A 16,562-nucleotide genomic window follows, 5' to 3' on the forward strand; every position below is an offset into this window, starting at 1 on the left:
AAATGAAAAGTGATGATTGACATAAATGAAAAAAGTATGCTAATGTAAGATTTATAATAGACACTTTATCACGGTAGAGTGGTAAATCGATAAAGCAGAATTAGGATGTGAACGATATGTTTTTACCAGCAGGAAGTCAAGACGAAACAGGTATTCAAATCTCCAACCGGCTACGGGCATCAGAGATTTTCAGACGAGTCACTCAAAAACGAGATTTCCAGCAAATTTCAACTCCGGTAGTGGAATATGCTCATACATTTACCAATGAAGTAGCAGGTATGGATTTACATTCCATGTTGAAATGGTTTAATGGTGAAGGGGAGATTGAAGTACTAAGGCCGGACTGGACTGCAGCAATTGCACGAGCAATCGCTGGACAGCATCCATCCAAACAAAAGTGGTCATATCAGGGTAGTGTGTTTCGCTTTGATAAAGAAGATACCGAGAATAGACAGGCCGGTATTGAGATCGTTCATGCCGATCGATTTTTCGGGGAGGCAGAGAGTTTGCTTACCGCTGTGACGTATTTAAATAATATAAACATTCATTCTTATGTGATAGAACTTGGACATACTGGAATTTTTGATGCATTGATTGCACCATTTACTTTTAATAAAGATGACGAAGAAGAATTATTGAAAGCAATGCATGATAAACGATCAGATCTTGTCGAAGAAATTGTGGGGAAATCAGGAAATTCAGAACTTGTGAAACCTTTACTTGCGTTAATTGATGCATATGGTTCGCGTGATATTATTGACCAGTATCGAAAGCGTTGGGCGGATCGTGAAGATTTAACTGAAATTCTAACCCATATCGAAAAGCTAATTGATTTACTTGAAGCTTCTGGTGTAACAGAAGTTATAGTAGATCTTGGTCGTGTCAAGAACCTGCCGTATTATGATGGCATTATGTTTAGAGGTTTTCTGACAAATGACGGATCTACTTGCTTCTCTGGTGGCAGATATGACCGTCTCTATCAACAATTTGAACAAACAACATCGGCAGTAGGTCTTGCTTTTGATGTTGATGAGTTAGCGAAACATATGGAACCAGAACAAGAACCTGAAAAAATTTGTATCATTGCTTCTCCGGAAACACATGCGATTGCTGAAAAATTTCGCATGGAAATGGAGGAACAAGTAGTCGATATCCAATACGAGTTAAAGAATCAAACAACCTATCATCAAATTTTCCAAGTGGTAGAGGAGAACAGTCAGTATAAGGTGGTTGAAAAATGAAACCAGTAATCGCACTAACAAAAGGACGACTGGAAAAACAATTTTTGAAATTTTTCGAAGGTTTAGGATATGATGTCGAAGCCTTATTAAAAAAAGGAAGAAAGCTTCAAATTGAAACGAGGGAATTTTCCTTCTTTTTTGCAAAAGGGGTTGACGTTACAACTTATGTAGAAAACGGTATAGCAGATATTGGTGTTGTCGGTGGAGATATTTTGATTGAACACCAACCTGATGTTTTTAATCTATTTCCGTTACCATTTGGTCATTGTCGGATGGCACTTGCCATGAAACAAGATTATCAGTGGCCAGATCAGAAGAAGCGTATTGCCAGTACATTTACCAATATTACCAAATCATATTTTAAAGAAAAGGGTGAGTCGGTAGATATCATTAAGCTGGAAGGATCTGTCGAGTTGGCACCAATTTTAGGGCTGGCTGATGCGATTGTCGATATTGTGGAAACAGGAACGACACTAAAAGAAAATGGCCTTGTAATAGAAGATGAATTTTTGTCGTTTAGTGCGAGATTAATTGCCAATCGTTCATCACTGAAAATTAAACGAGATCAATTAGTTCCTGTTATTGAACGGTTTAAGGAAGGAGCGAGAAACGTATGATTCCCTTATTATCGACTGAGGAATTTTTAGCGAAAGTAGCACCCGAAAAAACAAATAGTTACGAACAACAAAAATTTTTACAAGCTGCAAGTAACATTATTGCCGATGTACAAGAAGGCGGTGATCAAGCGGTTCGCTCGTATATCGAGAAATTCGATGGAAAAGCGCCGGAAACATTTCTTGTATCAAAAGAAGAGCGAAAAGCAGCATGGGACAAAGTGGAAGATGAAGTGATACAAGCATTACAACATGCAGCCGATAACATTCGTGATTTTCATCGAAAGCAATTAAATAATTCTCGGATGATGCAGGCAGATGAAGATGTGATCTCAGGTCAACTATATCGCCCCATCGATCGTGTAGGTATTTATGTACCTGGTGGAACAGCAGTATATCCTTCGTCTGTTCTAATGAATGCTATTCCAGCTGTCCTTGCTGGCGTTGAAGGAGTATATATGACCACACCTGTTAAGGATGGTGAAGAACTCGCACCGATTTTAGCTGTTGCCGCTGATATAGCTGGTGTAACGAATATTTACCGTGTTGGTGGGGTGCAAGCTATTGCAGCACTTGCTTATGGTACAGATTCAATTCCAAAAGTAGATAAAATTGTCGGTCCAGGTAATGCCTATGTAGCGGCGGCAAAAAAATTAGTCTATGGTGACGTTGGCATTGATATGATCGCTGGTCCTAGTGAGGTTGCAATTATCGCCGATGAATCAGCAAATCCTGTTTTTGTTGCAGCTGATCTGATCGCACAGGCTGAGCATGACACGAATGCACGTGCTTTTCTCATGACAACATCTCAAGCATTAGCAGATGCCGTTAATCAAGAATTAGTCAAACAATGCAAAGTATTACCTCGTAAAGAGATCGCAACTACTTCTTTACAAAAAAAAGGAGCTTGTATAGTGGTGGGAACCTTAGCAGAAGCATTTGATGTAGCTAACAGAATTGCACCAGAACATTTGGAAATTCAAGTAAAAGATCCTTTAAGCTATTTAAGCAAAGTAAGACATGCTGGATCAGTATTTTTAGGTCATTATACGCCAGAAGCTTTAGGCGATTATTTTGCAGGACCTAACCACGTATTACCAACATCTGGTACAGCAAGATTTTCATCCGGTTTATCAGTCGATGATTTTGTCAAGAAAACTACCTATCTCTATTATACCGAAGAAGCTTTGCGAGAAGCTGGGGACGATGTGATTAGACTAGCAAATCAAGAACAGCTAGATGGACATGGACTTGCGGTAAGCAAACGTTTGGAGGAGAAAGAATGAGAACAGCTAGTAAAAAAAGAGAAACATTAGAAACACAAATTGAAGTTTCCGTGAACTTAGATGACCCGAATGAAGTAAGTATTGAAACGGGTGTGGGTTTTTTTGACCATATGTTAGAAGCATTTGCCCGACACGGCCGAATCGGACTTGTCGTTAACGCTACCGGTGACTTACATATCGATAGTCATCATACTGTGGAAGATGTTGGCATAGTGTTAGGTCAATTAATCAAGGAGGCACTTGGTGATAAAAATTCAATCAATCGTTTTGGAAGTGCTTATGTACCAATGGATGAAGCGTTAGGATTTGTTGCCTTGGACATTAGTGGCCGACCTTTTCTCGTATTTGATGCGGAATTTTCCAATGAAAAACTCGGTAATTTCGATACGGAATTAGTCCAGGAATTTTTACAGGCTTTCGCTTTCCAGTCTGCGATTACTTTACACGCGAAAGTATTGTATGGACACAATACCCATCATAAAATTGAGGCAATTTTTAAAGCACTGGGACGTGCATTGGGAGAAGCCATTCGAATTAATTCAGATATTAAAGGGGTTAATTCTACAAAGGGGTTAATCGAATGATTGCAATTGTAGATTATGGCATGGGAAATGTAGCAAGTGTCAAAACAGCATTTCAACGATTAGGATATGAGGTCGAAATTACAGATTCAGTCGCGCGTTTAGAAGCTGCAACCCACGTTATTTTGCCTGGTGTCGGGTCTTTTCAAGCGGCAGTCGAAGAGATCAATCAGCGTAATTTAGTTAAACCATTACGCCGTCTCGCTAAAGAAAAGCCATTTTTAGGGATTTGTCTCGGGATGCAATTATTGTTTGATAAAGGTTATGAAAATGGTACATCCGATGGCCTTGGATTAATACCAGGTGAGGTTAATATGATCGAAACAGAATATATTTTGCCTCATATCGGTTGGAATCAGTTACAAATCGAAAACAATAATCAGCCTTTTGCATCGTTTCAGGATAAGCATGTTTATTTTGTACACTCCTTTCAGGCAAGAACGGAACAACAATATCTTGTCACAACAGCAGACTATGGTACGAAAATTCCGGGAATTGTACAAAATGGCCACGTATATGGTATGCAATTTCACCCCGAAAAAAGCGGAGAAGTTGGCGTTGATTTGTTAAAAGTATTCATGGAAGAAACCAATGCGGATAGGGGGCAGCTAGCATGATTGCCAAACGTATTATTCCCTGCTTAGATGTGAAAGAAGGAAAAGTCGTAAAAGGTACTAATTTTGTAGGTTTAAGGGAGTTAGGTGACCCGGTAGAAATGGCATCTAATTATTCCAAAGATGGAGCAGACGAAATCATCTTTTTGGATATCTCTGCCACAAACGAAGGACGCCAGACGATGGTTGATATTGTAAAACGAACTGCAGAACAAGTTTTTGTACCTTTTACTGTAGGCGGAGGAGTTAGAACAATGGAAGATGTAAACCGCTTGTTAAAAGCTGGAGCTGACAAAGTAGGAATGAATTCAGCCGCTGTTAACAACCCAGAACTAATCACGGAATCCTCTGACCGTTTTGGTGCACAATGTACCGTTGTAGCAATTGATGCCAAACGAGTTGGAGGCAAATGGCATGTGATGACACATGGAGGTTCAAAAGACACTGGTATAGACGCTATTGAATGGGCAAAAGAAGCCGAAAAAAGAGGTGCAGGTGAAATTTTGCTGACAAGTGTTGATACAGATGGAGTTAAAGACGGTTTTGATATGTTGTTAACCGATACTGTGGTCGCCGCTGTACGTATTCCTGTTATTGCATCAGGTGGTGTTGGTAAACCTGAACATTTTCAGGAAGTATTTAATAAAACCGATGTTTCGGCAGGTTTAGCGGCATCTATTTTCCATGAAAACACCTTTACGGTCAAACAAGTAAAAGATGTCTGTGTTGAACAAGGAGTGAATATTCGTGAAGCCTGATTTTTCAAAAGGACTTATACCAGCAATCGTAACAGATTACTATACGAAAGATGTTTTAATGCTTGCTTATATGAATGAAGAAGCATACGAAAAAACGTTAGAATCAAAAAAAACTTGGTTTTATTCGAGGTCACGTGATGAATTATGGAATAAAGGTGCAACATCTGGAAATACACAAGATGTACAGTCGATTGACTTAGATTGTGATCAAGATACATTATTGATTCAAGTGATTCCGGCAGGTCCAGCTTGTCATACTGGTGAAACCTCGTGCTTTTTTAATCGGGTAGCCGAAAAAGAAACCAATTTTGATGCTTCAATCATAGATAATGTGATGAAAGAAGTGAAGCAGCGCAAAACAGAACATGTTGAGAACTCCTATACTAATTATTTATATGATAAAGGCATCGATAAAATTGGCAAAAAAGTAATTGAAGAAGCTGGCGAAGTGGTGATCGCTGCGAAAAATGATGATAAGCAAGAACTTACTAACGAGGTTAGTGATTTGTTGTATCACACATTTGTGATGATGGCCAATCAAGGCGTGTCGTTAGAAGATGTGAAGCAAGAATTATCTAACCGATTTGCTAAAAAAGGGAACAGTAAAGGCGATCGGGCAGAAATTCAAAAATGGTAATATAAAATCTCCACTATGGAACCATAAGTGGAGATTTTTTGTTCAATGCATTTTTAAAACATTCAACAGGTTTTATATGATCATAGACAAGTAACTTCCACTGATCAAATTCTCAATTTATAGATTTAAAATATAAATGACAATAACCAAATTTGTGGAGCATGTGAGATACTTGATAATTGGACAGAAACGAAAATGGGGTCCAGTCTGAAAGTGTGGAGTTACAACGCTAATCTGTAAATAGATATTAATTGATTAACAAATGCGTAAAAATAAATATTATGAATAGGTGGGCTATTATGAAAAACTTTATATATTTTATACTTTGTATAGTGGTGGCTTTATTATCAATAAAATTTATTGAATTTGATGTTAGTTATGTACAAGGTGTAAGTTTAGTAATAGCCATTTATGTATATGCAATACTACTTTTTAAAAAAGGATATAGTTTAAGGAAATTAGTTTTTGGTAGTTTGGCACTCTTATTAGTTCTTATTGTATTAGCATTTGTGGTTAAAATGAATATTGGCGGATATAGCATCTTATTGTTTTTGGTTTTTTATGCTGAAGCGATGCAAAAAAGAAAAGAAACTATAAATCTCTAAAACAAATAATAAATCTATTAATTTGGAAAAGTCTGAAGCAATCCTTACACTTGTTTTCTTATTGGGGCGACGATGCAATCTCCTCGCCAGATGGTATGAGAGTGTAACTAGGTGTTTCATCACTATATGTAGAGGCAAACCCACATGAGTGGTTTAGAATAATATATTCATTAAGCGTGTAATGCCAGATATAATTAGTAAAACAGCATAGATAACTAAGAAAATTTGAGATAGAATAACACCTATCTTTGCAAACATATGAGTTTTATATTTCCTTCCAATAATTACAGCCGCAATCATAAATAAAATAGTGAACATAATAACTGGTAAACTAATATTAAAATAATCTAGGATAATCTCTCCAAGTGGCCCCTTTCTTTCAATACTGGCATGGTAAAGTAAAAAACCTATGACAAATAAGAGTAACGAAAGGCTTCCCCATCCTAATGATTTCCGTTCTTGTTCTTTAATTCTAAACTACCTCCTTTTATTCTACTAAAATATACCATAAACCGCTTACATCTTCAAATTTAACATGTATCCCATATAATGGTTTTTATACAAAAAAAGGAGGAATTAGAATGAAGTTTTTGCAAAAATCAGTATTATGATGGTGACATTTCTACTGCTCACAGTATCCACAACATATGCAAAGACAAGCTCCTTTTTTGTATCTTTATCGTTGTAAATCCGCATAATCCTAATGCTACCCCTTAATAGTTTTATTCCTATTAGTATAATAAAACATCTAATATTTTTTATTATAGTGGCAGTTACGATGTATACCATCGTGCTATTACTTAGAAAGACGCTATCTAAAATAAAAAGAACAGCTTTATGAATCTTCATAAGGCTGTTCTTTTTTATATTAGTTTTGTTCCCAATGTTTTTCGATAAACTCATCTCTACCTGATTTTTCTCGATCCTCTATATAATCCTCATTATTCTTCTTATAAAAGTCTTGATGATATTCCTCGGCCGGATAGAATGTAGAGACAGGTGAAATTTTCGTAACGATATCTTTCTGGAATCGATTTGAATTTTCTAATTCCTTGAAAGAACCAATAGCTAATTCTTTCTGTTCATTGTTATGGTAGAAAATCGCTGTTCGATACTGTGGACCTCTGTCATGAAATTGACCACCGTCATCTGTAGGATCAATTTGCGGCCAATATAAATCTAGAATTTGCTGATAGGATATTTTCTCTGGTTCATAGGTGATTTGTACCGCCTCATAGTGACCCGTCGTACCTGCTTTCACGGTTTCATAGGTTGGGTTCACCTCATGTCCTCCTGTGTATCCTGAAATAACACTTTCTACTCCATCCCACTGATCAAAGGGCTTCACCATGCACCAGAAACAACCTCCTGCAAATGTGGCTTTTTCCAATTTTTTCTCCATGTATGTTTCTCCTTTGTGTTGCAAAATCCTCTTGTAGCATTTAATATACAAGTTATATTACTACAAGTAAATTAATTAAACTTAAAGGGTGAATTAAATGACAGATAGATCTAACATCCTTATTGTGGATGGGATGGCTTTATTATTTAGAGGGTTTTTCGCAACTGCTTTTACCGGGAACTTTATGGTCAATAGTCAAGGAATTCCTAGAAACGGATTATTTGGATTCTTAAATTATTTTACCAATGCGATAGAGACTTTTCAGCCAACACATGTTGTCTGTTGCTGGGACATGGGAAGAAAAACATTTCGGAATGAATTATATGAAGGGTATAAATCGAATCGAGATGCACCTCCTGAAGAACTTATACCACAGTTTGACCTGGCAAAAGATATGGTAACAGCATTTCAAGTGCCGAATGTAGGAGTTACCGGTTATGAAGCAGATGACTGTATAGGTACACTTGCTAAACAACTGCACAATGATCATCAAGTAACGGTTATAACTGGTGACCAAGACTTACTACAATTAGTGGATAACAATATCAATATTGCAATTATGAAAAAAGGACAAGGTAATTACGACGTCTTTACAGAAGATAATTTCTATGAGAAAAAGGCATTAACCCCTAAGCAAATCATAGATCTAAAAGGATTAATGGGAGACTCATCTGATAATTATCCAGGTATAAAAGGGGTAGGAGAGAAAACTGCTCTCAAATTACTAATGCAGTATGAAACAATAGACAACTTGTTAACAGATAAAGAGAATTTAACAAAAGGACTGCAGAAAAAATTAGATCAGTATGCAGAAGATCTAGCAATCTCGCGAAAATTAGCAGCCATTTACACAGAAGTGCCGCTTGCTTTTTCTGTAGAAACTGCAGTATGGAACAAAGACTTAACGAACATTCAAACTTATCTAATCGATGAATTAGAATTCCAAAATCCAGGACGTTGGTTAGATAAATTAAGAGAAAAAGCAGCCAGATAATTATTAAAAGAGCTAGCCCAGAAGCTAGCTCTTTTCTTACATTATACGTGATGCTAAAGAGTATAAAAACGCTCAGTAACTTTTCGTTGGTTTAACTTTCAAAGTTAAGTGGAAGGTAAAGCTTCGGCAGAATACTGTGCTAGCCTTAGCCTCCTCGTAAAACAAAGCCTACTTTTCTACGACGGTTTATCACTCATCCACGAAAGAATTGAGCAGTTTTTATCTAGTACATCTAAGGTCGGGCGGATTATGCCCGGCTTTTCTTATTGAAACCTTTGTAAGATCGAGAAAAATTCCTTGATAAATTCATAAAATACTTGTTCAGATGGTGCGAGTTTTCTATTCTTAGGAATAATAATTCCAACGGTACGTCTTAATTCTGGATTTTGAATCGCTACTTTTGCACTGTAGTACGGATTCAAATCATTAAATGCACTTTCCGGTAATAATGTAATTCCAATACCTGCTGCGACTAACCCCTTTATTGCGTCTAAATCTTCCCCTTGAGATGACACATTTGGTGTAAATCCAGCTTGTATACAACCATCAATAACGAGCTGGTGTAAAACATAACCTTCTGGGAATAATACAAATGCCTCATCATGTAAATCGCGTAAATTCACACTGCTCTGTTCAGCTAATGGATGTGAATTTGGCACTAATGCATAAAAATTTTCCGTAAATAAGATATCACCTAAAATATCAGGATGTTCATTCGGAACAGGACCTAAAAATGCGACATCAATTTCACGATTTTCTACGGATTCAATTAAAAAATTATAAGATCCTTGTCTTAATTGAAAAGCGATTTTAGGGTGTTTTTTCTTAAATTCCGAAACAACTGTTGGTAACAGATTACTTGCCAAACTGGTTGGAAAACCAATTTTGATCGAACCTCTTTCGGGATCGATGTATTCATCAATTTGTTTCTTTGCATGATCAATTGCTTTTAATGCCGTTTTGGTATGTGTCAGAAATATCCGCCCTATATGGGTTAAACGTATATTTCTACCTTCGCGTTCGAATAATTCCACACCAAGCTCGGCTTCTAGGTTTGCTATTTGTCTACTAATTGCAGACTGGGCCACATGCAATTCTGCTGCCGCATCAGAGACGTGTTCACGCTCTGCAACCTCAACAAAATAGCGTAATTGACGTAATTCCACTCGTTTCACCTCATGATATATATCAGAATTAGAACAATACTATATTTATTATATATTGTTTCGATTAATAAGAAAACGTACAATATTAATAGACACCTTAAAAGTATATTGAAATGGGGGCGACATATATGACGTATCGCGACTTACCTAGTGCCCAAGGGTTATACAATCCAGATTTTGAACATGACGCTTGTGGTATTGGATTATATGCGCATATAAAAGGGAAACAAACACATGAAATCGTAAAAAAAGGTTTAGACATGTTATGCAAATTAGAGCACCGCGGTGGACAAGGGAGTGATCCACTAACAGGTGACGGATCTGGTTTAATGATACAGATCCCTGATAAATATTTTAGAAGAGAATGTAAAGACTTTCAACTACCAGCTGTCGGACGTTATGGTGTTGGGATGTTATTCTTATCTCAAGATGAAAACGAACAGAAAGAAGCAAAAGAAAAAATTAATCAATTAATCGAACAAGAAGGTCAGAATTTAATCGGCTGGAGAGATGTGCCAACAGACTCTACACACATCGGTGAAGGTGCAATTGAAACTTTACCGACTGTTCATCAGGTGTTCATTGAAGCAGCTGACGAAGTAGAAGACGATTTAGCCTTCGAAAGAATATTATATATGATTCGTAAACAAGCTGAAAATTGGGCGAACGAAAAAGAAATTCGCTTTTATTTCCCAAGTTTGTCAAACAGAACCATTGTTTATAAAGGGTTATTAACACCTGATCAAGTAGATAAATTTTATTTGGATTTACAAGATGAAGATTTTGTATCTGCTTTTTCACTTGTACACTCTCGTTTCAGTACCAACACATTCCCTTCCTGGGAAAGAGCGCACCCGAACCGTTATCTGATTCACAACGGTGAAATCAATACGATGCGTGGTAATGTAAACTGGATGCGTGCAAGAGAGAAACAATTTATGTCAGAAGCATTTGGTGATGACTTAGATAAAGTATTACCAATTATTAATGGTGGTGGAAGTGACTCTGCAACATTAGATAATGCATTAGAGTTCTTCACCTTAGCGGGTCGTAAGCCAGCACATGCTGCAATGATGCTGATTCCTGAACCATGGGAAAAAAATCCTCACATGGATGAGAAAAAACGTGCATTCTATCAATATCACAGCATGATGATGGAGCCATGGGATGGTCCAACCTCGATTACCTTTACAAATGGTAAACAAATTGGTGCGATTTTAGACCGTAACGGTTTACGCCCTGCACGCTATTATGTAACGAAAGATGATTACATTATTTACTCTTCTGAAGTTGGTGTTATCGACTATGAAGAAGAAAATATTTTATTAAAAGAACGTTTAAGCCCAGGTAAAATGCTCCTTATCGATATTGAAGAAGGGCGTATTATATCAGATCAAGAAATTAAAGATGAGGTTGCTAGTGCTCATCCGTACAAAGACTGGTTAGGGGATCAAATTGAAACATTAGAAGTGGAAGCGAAGAATGATGACTATATTGATCCACAACTAATCCAGAAACAAAAATCATTTGGTTATACGACTGAAGATGTTGAAAAATATCTTATTCCTTTATTGGTAGACGGAAAAGATCCAATTGGTGCGATGGGTAATGATATGCCATTAGCGGTATTATCAGAACGACCACAAAGTTTGTTTAACTATTTCAAACAGTTATTTGCACAAGTAACAAATCCGCCAATTGATGCTTATCGTGAGCAACTTGTTACGTCGATGCTGACATGGTTAGGGGCTGAGGGTGATATCCTTCATCCTGCAAATACGAAAACAAGCAGAATTCGCTTGGATTCACCGATTTTATCTAACACACAAATAGAAAAATTGCAGGAAAATGAAATGGAAGGCTTCCAGTCAGAAGTAATTGAAACATTATTTGTCGATGATATGGAAAAAGCACTTCAAGGTGTATTTGAACAGGCGAAAAAAGCTATTGAAGCAGGAAGCAATATTATCATACTAAGTGATAAGAATATGGATGCGAATAAGAAAGCTATTCCAACACTTCTTGCTGTCAGCGGACTACATCAATATCTAGTGCGTGAGGGTATCCGTACGAAAGTAAGTATTATCGCTCAAGCTGGTGAGGCTCGAGAAGTTCATCACTTTGCAACGATGCTAGGATATGGTGTCGACGCTATTCATCCATACCTTGTTTATCAAACTTACTACATGAATATTTTGGATGATAGCCTAAAAATGACATTAGCGGAAGTACAAGATAAATTTATTAGCGTTGCCACAGAGGGTATCATTAAAGTTATGTCGAAAATTGGTATCTCTACAGTGCAAAGTTATCGTGGTGCCCAAATATTTGAAGCTGTAGGTATCAGCAAAAATGTAATTGAAGAGCATTTTACAGGTACAGCATCACAAATAGATGGAATTGGTTTAGATGTGATTCAGGTAGAGACTGAAAAGCGTCATAATGAAGCTTACAAAGCAGCTGTTAAAGAATCACTTGAATCAGGTAGTGATTTCCAATGGCGTCAAGTAGGAGAACACCACGCCTTTAATCCGACTACTATTTATACGTTACAGTGGGCATGTCGTCGTGGTGATTATGATCTGTTTAAAAAATTCTCCAAAGCAGCAAACCATGATCGTATTGGCTTTTTACGTAACCTATTCGAATTCAAAAAACCGAATGCCATTCCTATCGAAGAAGTTGAGCCTGTAGAATCCATTGTCAAACGATTCAAAACAGGTGCGATGTCCTTCGGTTCGATCAGTAAAGAAGCACATGAGACATTAGCGATTGCTATGAACCGTATAGGTGGTAAAAGTAACAGTGGCGAAGGTGGGGAAGACCCTGACCGCTTTAGCAAAGATGAAAATGGGGACTTGCGTTCCAGTGCGATTAAACAGGTAGCATCTGGACGATTCGGTGCGAAAAGTCATTACCTTGTAAATGCTAGAGAATTACAAATTAAAATGGCACAAGGGGCAAAACCGGGAGAAGGTGGACAGTTACCGGGTATGAAAGTTTACCCATGGGTAGCAGATGTACGTGGTTCAACACCAGGTGTAGACTTAATTTCACCTCCACCACACCACGATATTTATTCGATTGAGGATTTATCACAATTAATTCATGATTTAAAAAATGCCAATCGTGATGCAAGAGTTAGTGTTAAACTCGTAGCAAAATCAGGTGTTGGAACGATCGCTGCAGGTGTAGCAAAAGGTAATGCAGATGTTATTTCAGTTGTTGGTTATGATGGTGGTACAGGTGCTTCACCAAAAACAAGTATTAAACATGCAGGCTTACCATGGGAATTAGGTCTTGCAGAAGCACACCAAACCTTAATGCTAAACGGACTTAGAGATAGAGTAATTCTAGAAACAGATGGGAAATTGTTAACAGGTAAAGATGTCGTGATGGCTGCATTATTGGGTGCAGAAGAATATGGATTCGCAACAGCTCCTTTAGTTGTTGTCGGATGTGTAATGATGCGTGTATGTCATAAAGATACATGTCCTGTTGGGGTAGCAACACAAAATCCGGAATTACGTAAAAAATTCGGAGGAGACCCTGATCATGTAGTTAACTATATGACATTTATCGCAGAAGAAGTTCGTGAAATTATGGCTGAACTAGGTTTCCGAACAATCGATGAAATGGTTGGAAGAACAGATGTGTTAGAAATTTCAGAACGTGCAGATGCACATTGGAAAGCCAAACACTTAGATTTATCTAAACTCCTTTATCAACCAGAAGGAACACGTATCAATACAACAACGCAAGATCATAAATTAGATGAATCATTGGATTTGAAGTATATTTTACCAACTGTTCAAAAAGCAATTGATACCGGTGAGGCATTGGAAGCATCCTTCCCAATTAAAAATACGGACCGTGTAGTAGGAACGATTGTAGGTAGTGAGATTTCTAAGAAATATGGTGAACGAGGTTTACCTGAAGACACAATTAATCTCCATTTTACAGGATCAGCAGGTCAAAGTTTTGGAGCCTTTATTCCTTCCGGTATGACGCTAACTGTAACAGGAGATGCGAATGACTATGTTGGAAAAGGCTTGTCAGGTGGAAAAGTAATTGTGCGTGCATCCGAGAAAACAACGATTGATCCAGGTAATAACGTTATTGCTGGTAATGTATCTTTCTATGGTGCTACAAGCGGTGAAGCTTATATCCATGGTTATGCTGGTGAACGTTTTGCTGTTAGAAATAGTGGAGCGAAAATCGTTGTTGAAGGTGTGGGTGACCATGGTTGTGAATACATGACTGGTGGCCGCGTTGTTATTCTTGGCAATGTAGGTAAAAACTTTGCCGCAGGTATGTCTGGTGGTGTTGCATATGTGAAACCAGATGATATCGAGCAGTTTAAACGCCTTTGCAATGCGGAATTAGTTCAATTTGAAGAATTAACAGATGATAAAGAAATCGAAGAAGTAAAAGATTTAATCATGAATCATCAAGAATACACGAACAGTGATAAAGCAGCTGTAACATTACAGAATTGGGAAAATGAAGTGAAAAATATTGTGAAAGTAATCCCGGCAGATTACAAATTAATGTTGAAACAAATTGATTGGTTTGAATCACAAGGCTCATCTGTAGACGAGGCTAGATTGGAAGCATTCACGGCGAAAAAAGAAAACAAAATGACTGTAACACTCAATCCGGAAGAAGTAATGACTAAATAGAAAGGAGACAGATGATATGGGGAAAGCAACAGGTTTTATGGAGTTTGAAAGACAAACAGCTAATGAGCGTGATCCAATAGAAAGAGTTCATGATTGGAAAGAATACTCTGCTCCTTTCTCTGATGAAGTAGCAAAAACACAAGGAGCACGATGCATGGATTGTGGTACACCATTCTGTCACATCGGGATGGATATTGAGGGGGCAACATCAGGTTGCCCTATCTACAACTTGATTCCAGAGTGGAATGATTTGGTGTATAAAGGAAAGTGGAGAGAGGCATTAGATCGTTTAATGAAAACAAATAACTTCCCTGAATTTACAGGAAGAGTTTGCCCGGCACCATGTGAGGGATCTTGTACAGTTGCAATCGATGATCCTGCTGTAACAATCAAAAATATTGAGCAAAAAATTATTGATAAAGGTTTTGAAGAAGGTTGGATTCAACCACATGTTCCAGAACGTCGCACAGGTAAGAAAGTAGCAATTGTCGGATCTGGACCAGCGGGATTAGCAGCTGCAGATCAATTGAATCAAGCAGGACACCAAGTAACAGTATATGAACGTTCTGAACGCGCTGGTGGGCTTTTAACGTACGGTATTCCTAACATGAAATTAGATAAAGATGTAGTAGAACGTCGCGTTCAGTTACTACATGAAGAGGGAATTGAATTTGTTTTAAATACTGAAGTAGGTAAAGATATTTCTGCAGATGAAATTAAAGCAAATCATGATTCTGTGATTTTATGTACTGGAGCACAAAAACACCGTGATCTTCCGATTGAAGGTCGTGAAGGCGAAGGTGTTCGCTTTGCAATGGACTATCTAACCAAAGCAACCGAAAAAGTACTGGATGATAGTGTCGAAGTGGAAAAAGAACTAGACGCAAAAGGAAAAGATGTTATTGTTATTGGTGGTGGGGATACTGGTGCTGACTGTATCGCTACAGCACTTCGTCAAGGTGCAAACAGTATTGCACAATTTGGTAAACACCCACAACTGCCAATTAAACGTTCAGATGAAAACCAATGGCCGGCATATCCTCAAGTGTTTAGCTTAGAATATGCACACAAAGAGGCAAAAGAGTATTATGATGAAGATATTCGTCAATATTCTATCCAAACGAAGAAATTTGTAACGGATGAGAATGGAAAATTAAAAGAACTACACACAGTTGAAATGAAGAAAACTCGTGATGAAAATGGTATGTTTGTATATGAGGAAATTGCAGGTACGGAAAAAGTATGGCCTGCACAATTAGTATTAATCGCTATCGGTTTTGAAGGTGTAGAACACCCAGTATTAGAAGAGTTTAATGTAAAAACTGAACGAAATCGTGTAGATGCCGAATATGGTGATTTTCGTACAAATGTGGAACATGTATTTGCTGCAGGTGATTCACGTCGTGGTCAAAGCCTTATTGTATGGGCAATCAATGAAGGCCGTGAAGTAGCATATCATGTAGATCAATATTTAATGGGTGAAACAGCCTTACCATCCGTTGCAAACCTGTAATATAACCAGAAAAACCTACGCATTGTCGTAGGTTTTTCTTTATGGCCTTTTCAAAAAAAGTGGGAGGCACACTATACAAAAAATATTTTAATTCAACAGCCGATACAAACTGCGCAATAACTTATTGCGTAGATTTGCTCTTCCACCTTGTTGATGGTGAGTGCTGGGAAACGCTTCGGCAGAACACTTCGCTTTCCACGGGCACGGCCTTAGCCTCCTCAGAAAACCAAGTACGTTTTCTTGCGGGGTCTTCGGCTCGCGCTGTTCCCGTAGGAGTCTGCGTATTCTGCCTCCGCTTTGCGTAGTGTTCTGTTTATCGAAAGAAGAGAACTTATGGAATGATATTCTATGAATTTCTTCCTGCATGATAAGAAATACATACTAAGCTGCGGAAAAAACACTCGCTTTCACCCAAGGGCACAAGTGCAACATCTACTCAAGCAAAGATCGCTTTCGTAGTGTTTTCTAT

13 protein-coding genes are annotated in these 16,562 nt (G+C 37.8%); 11 read left to right on the top strand and 2 right to left on the bottom strand.

What is annotated here, in order from left to right; translation table 11 throughout:
• Positions 1–116 precede the first annotated feature (116 nt).
• The 8 genes from BM121_RS19370 to BM121_RS19405 all read left to right on the top strand — a co-directional run bounded on the left by BM121_RS19370 (position 117) and on the right by BM121_RS19405 (position 6,336).
• The gene (locus BM121_RS19370) at positions 117–1,241 is read left to right on the top strand and encodes an ATP phosphoribosyltransferase regulatory subunit (RefSeq protein ID WP_091485752.1); all 1,125 of its coding nucleotides are present in this window, start codon (positions 117–119) and stop codon (positions 1,239–1,241) included.
• Positions 1,238–1,858 carry an ATP phosphoribosyltransferase gene (gene hisG, locus BM121_RS19375; protein WP_091485755.1) on the top strand — a complete coding sequence of 207 codons (621 nt, stop codon included), beginning with the start codon at positions 1,238–1,240 and terminating at the stop codon, positions 1,856–1,858. The genes BM121_RS19370 and hisG overlap by 4 nt, the downstream gene beginning before the upstream one ends.
• Positions 1,855–3,141, top strand: coding sequence for a histidinol dehydrogenase (hisD, locus tag BM121_RS19380; protein WP_091485757.1), 1,287 nt, complete (start codon positions 1,855–1,857; stop codon positions 3,139–3,141). The genes hisG and hisD overlap by 4 nt, the downstream gene beginning before the upstream one ends.
• The gene (hisB, locus tag BM121_RS19385; protein ID WP_091485760.1) at positions 3,138–3,725 is read left to right on the top strand and encodes an imidazoleglycerol-phosphate dehydratase HisB; all 588 of its coding nucleotides are present in this window, start codon (positions 3,138–3,140) and stop codon (positions 3,723–3,725) included. Before hisD ends, hisB begins: the two co-directional genes overlap by 4 nt.
• A complete protein-coding gene (gene hisH, locus BM121_RS19390; RefSeq protein ID WP_091485762.1) occupies positions 3,722–4,339 on the top strand; it encodes an imidazole glycerol phosphate synthase subunit HisH in 618 nt (205 codons plus the stop codon). The genes hisB and hisH overlap by 4 nt, the downstream gene beginning before the upstream one ends.
• A complete protein-coding gene (hisF, locus tag BM121_RS19395) occupies positions 4,336–5,094 on the top strand; it encodes an imidazole glycerol phosphate synthase subunit HisF (RefSeq protein WP_091485765.1) in 759 nt (252 codons plus the stop codon). The genes hisH and hisF overlap by 4 nt, the downstream gene beginning before the upstream one ends.
• The gene (gene hisIE, locus BM121_RS19400) at positions 5,084–5,731 is read left to right on the top strand and encodes a bifunctional phosphoribosyl-AMP cyclohydrolase/phosphoribosyl-ATP diphosphatase HisIE (RefSeq protein ID WP_091485769.1); all 648 of its coding nucleotides are present in this window, start codon (positions 5,084–5,086) and stop codon (positions 5,729–5,731) included. Before hisF ends, hisIE begins: the two co-directional genes overlap by 11 nt.
• Positions 5,732–6,030: 299 nt before the next feature.
• A complete protein-coding gene (locus BM121_RS19405) occupies positions 6,031–6,336 on the top strand; it encodes a hypothetical protein (protein WP_091485772.1) in 306 nt (101 codons plus the stop codon).
• A gap of 868 nt (positions 6,337–7,204) precedes the next feature.
• Here the strand turns inward: BM121_RS19405 and msrA are convergent.
• On the bottom strand, positions 7,205–7,738 hold the full coding sequence (msrA, locus tag BM121_RS19415) for a peptide-methionine (S)-S-oxide reductase MsrA (protein WP_091485778.1): 534 nt from the start codon (positions 7,736–7,738) through the stop codon (positions 7,205–7,207).
• Positions 7,739–7,835: 97 nt separating this feature from the next.
• On the opposite strand from msrA, the gene BM121_RS19420 reads away from it, so the two are divergent.
• A complete protein-coding gene (locus tag BM121_RS19420; RefSeq protein WP_091485780.1) occupies positions 7,836–8,732 on the top strand; it encodes a 5'-3' exonuclease in 897 nt (298 codons plus the stop codon).
• A gap of 263 nt (positions 8,733–8,995) precedes the next feature.
• Here BM121_RS19420 and gltC read toward each other — a convergent pair whose 3' ends face one another.
• The gene (gene gltC, locus BM121_RS19425; RefSeq protein WP_091485783.1) at positions 8,996–9,898 is read right to left on the bottom strand and encodes a glutamate biosynthesis transcriptional regulator GltC; all 903 of its coding nucleotides are present in this window, start codon (positions 9,896–9,898) and stop codon (positions 8,996–8,998) included.
• A gap of 128 nt (positions 9,899–10,026) precedes the next feature.
• Here gltC and gltB point away from each other — a divergent pair, with 128 nt between their 5' ends.
• Together gltB and BM121_RS19435 are read left to right on the top strand one after the other, a co-directional pair.
• The gene (gltB, locus tag BM121_RS19430) at positions 10,027–14,580 is read left to right on the top strand and encodes a glutamate synthase large subunit (RefSeq protein ID WP_091485785.1); all 4,554 of its coding nucleotides are present in this window, start codon (positions 10,027–10,029) and stop codon (positions 14,578–14,580) included.
• Positions 14,581–14,596: 16 nt separating this feature from the next.
• The gene (locus tag BM121_RS19435; protein ID WP_091485788.1) at positions 14,597–16,093 is read left to right on the top strand and encodes a glutamate synthase subunit beta; all 1,497 of its coding nucleotides are present in this window, start codon (positions 14,597–14,599) and stop codon (positions 16,091–16,093) included.
• Positions 16,094–16,562: the final 469 nt, after the last annotated feature.

The organism is Gracilibacillus orientalis (assembly GCF_900114645.1).
Lineage (GTDB): Bacteria > Bacillota > Bacilli > Bacillales > Amphibacillaceae > Gracilibacillus > Gracilibacillus orientalis.

Coding starts and splice junctions, on each gene's coding strand:
- BM121_RS19370 (WP_091485752.1), top strand. CDS start 117: ATGTTTTTACCAGCAGGAAGTCAAGACGAAACAGGTATTCAAATCTCC.
- hisG (WP_091485755.1), top strand. CDS start 1,238: ATGAAACCAGTAATCGCACTAACAAAAGGACGACTGGAAAAACAATTT.
- hisD (WP_091485757.1), top strand. CDS start 1,855: ATGATTCCCTTATTATCGACTGAGGAATTTTTAGCGAAAGTAGCACCC.
- hisB (WP_091485760.1), top strand. CDS start 3,138: ATGAGAACAGCTAGTAAAAAAAGAGAAACATTAGAAACACAAATTGAA.
- hisH (WP_091485762.1), top strand. CDS start 3,722: ATGATTGCAATTGTAGATTATGGCATGGGAAATGTAGCAAGTGTCAAA.
- hisF (WP_091485765.1), top strand. CDS start 4,336: ATGATTGCCAAACGTATTATTCCCTGCTTAGATGTGAAAGAAGGAAAA.
- BM121_RS19405 (WP_091485772.1), top strand. CDS start 6,031: ATGAAAAACTTTATATATTTTATACTTTGTATAGTGGTGGCTTTATTA.
- msrA (WP_091485778.1), bottom strand. CDS start 7,738: ATGGAGAAAAAATTGGAAAAAGCCACATTTGCAGGAGGTTGTTTCTGG.
- BM121_RS19420 (WP_091485780.1), top strand. CDS start 7,836: ATGACAGATAGATCTAACATCCTTATTGTGGATGGGATGGCTTTATTA.
- gltB (WP_091485785.1), top strand. CDS start 10,027: ATGACGTATCGCGACTTACCTAGTGCCCAAGGGTTATACAATCCAGAT.
- BM121_RS19435 (WP_091485788.1), top strand. CDS start 14,597: ATGGGGAAAGCAACAGGTTTTATGGAGTTTGAAAGACAAACAGCTAAT.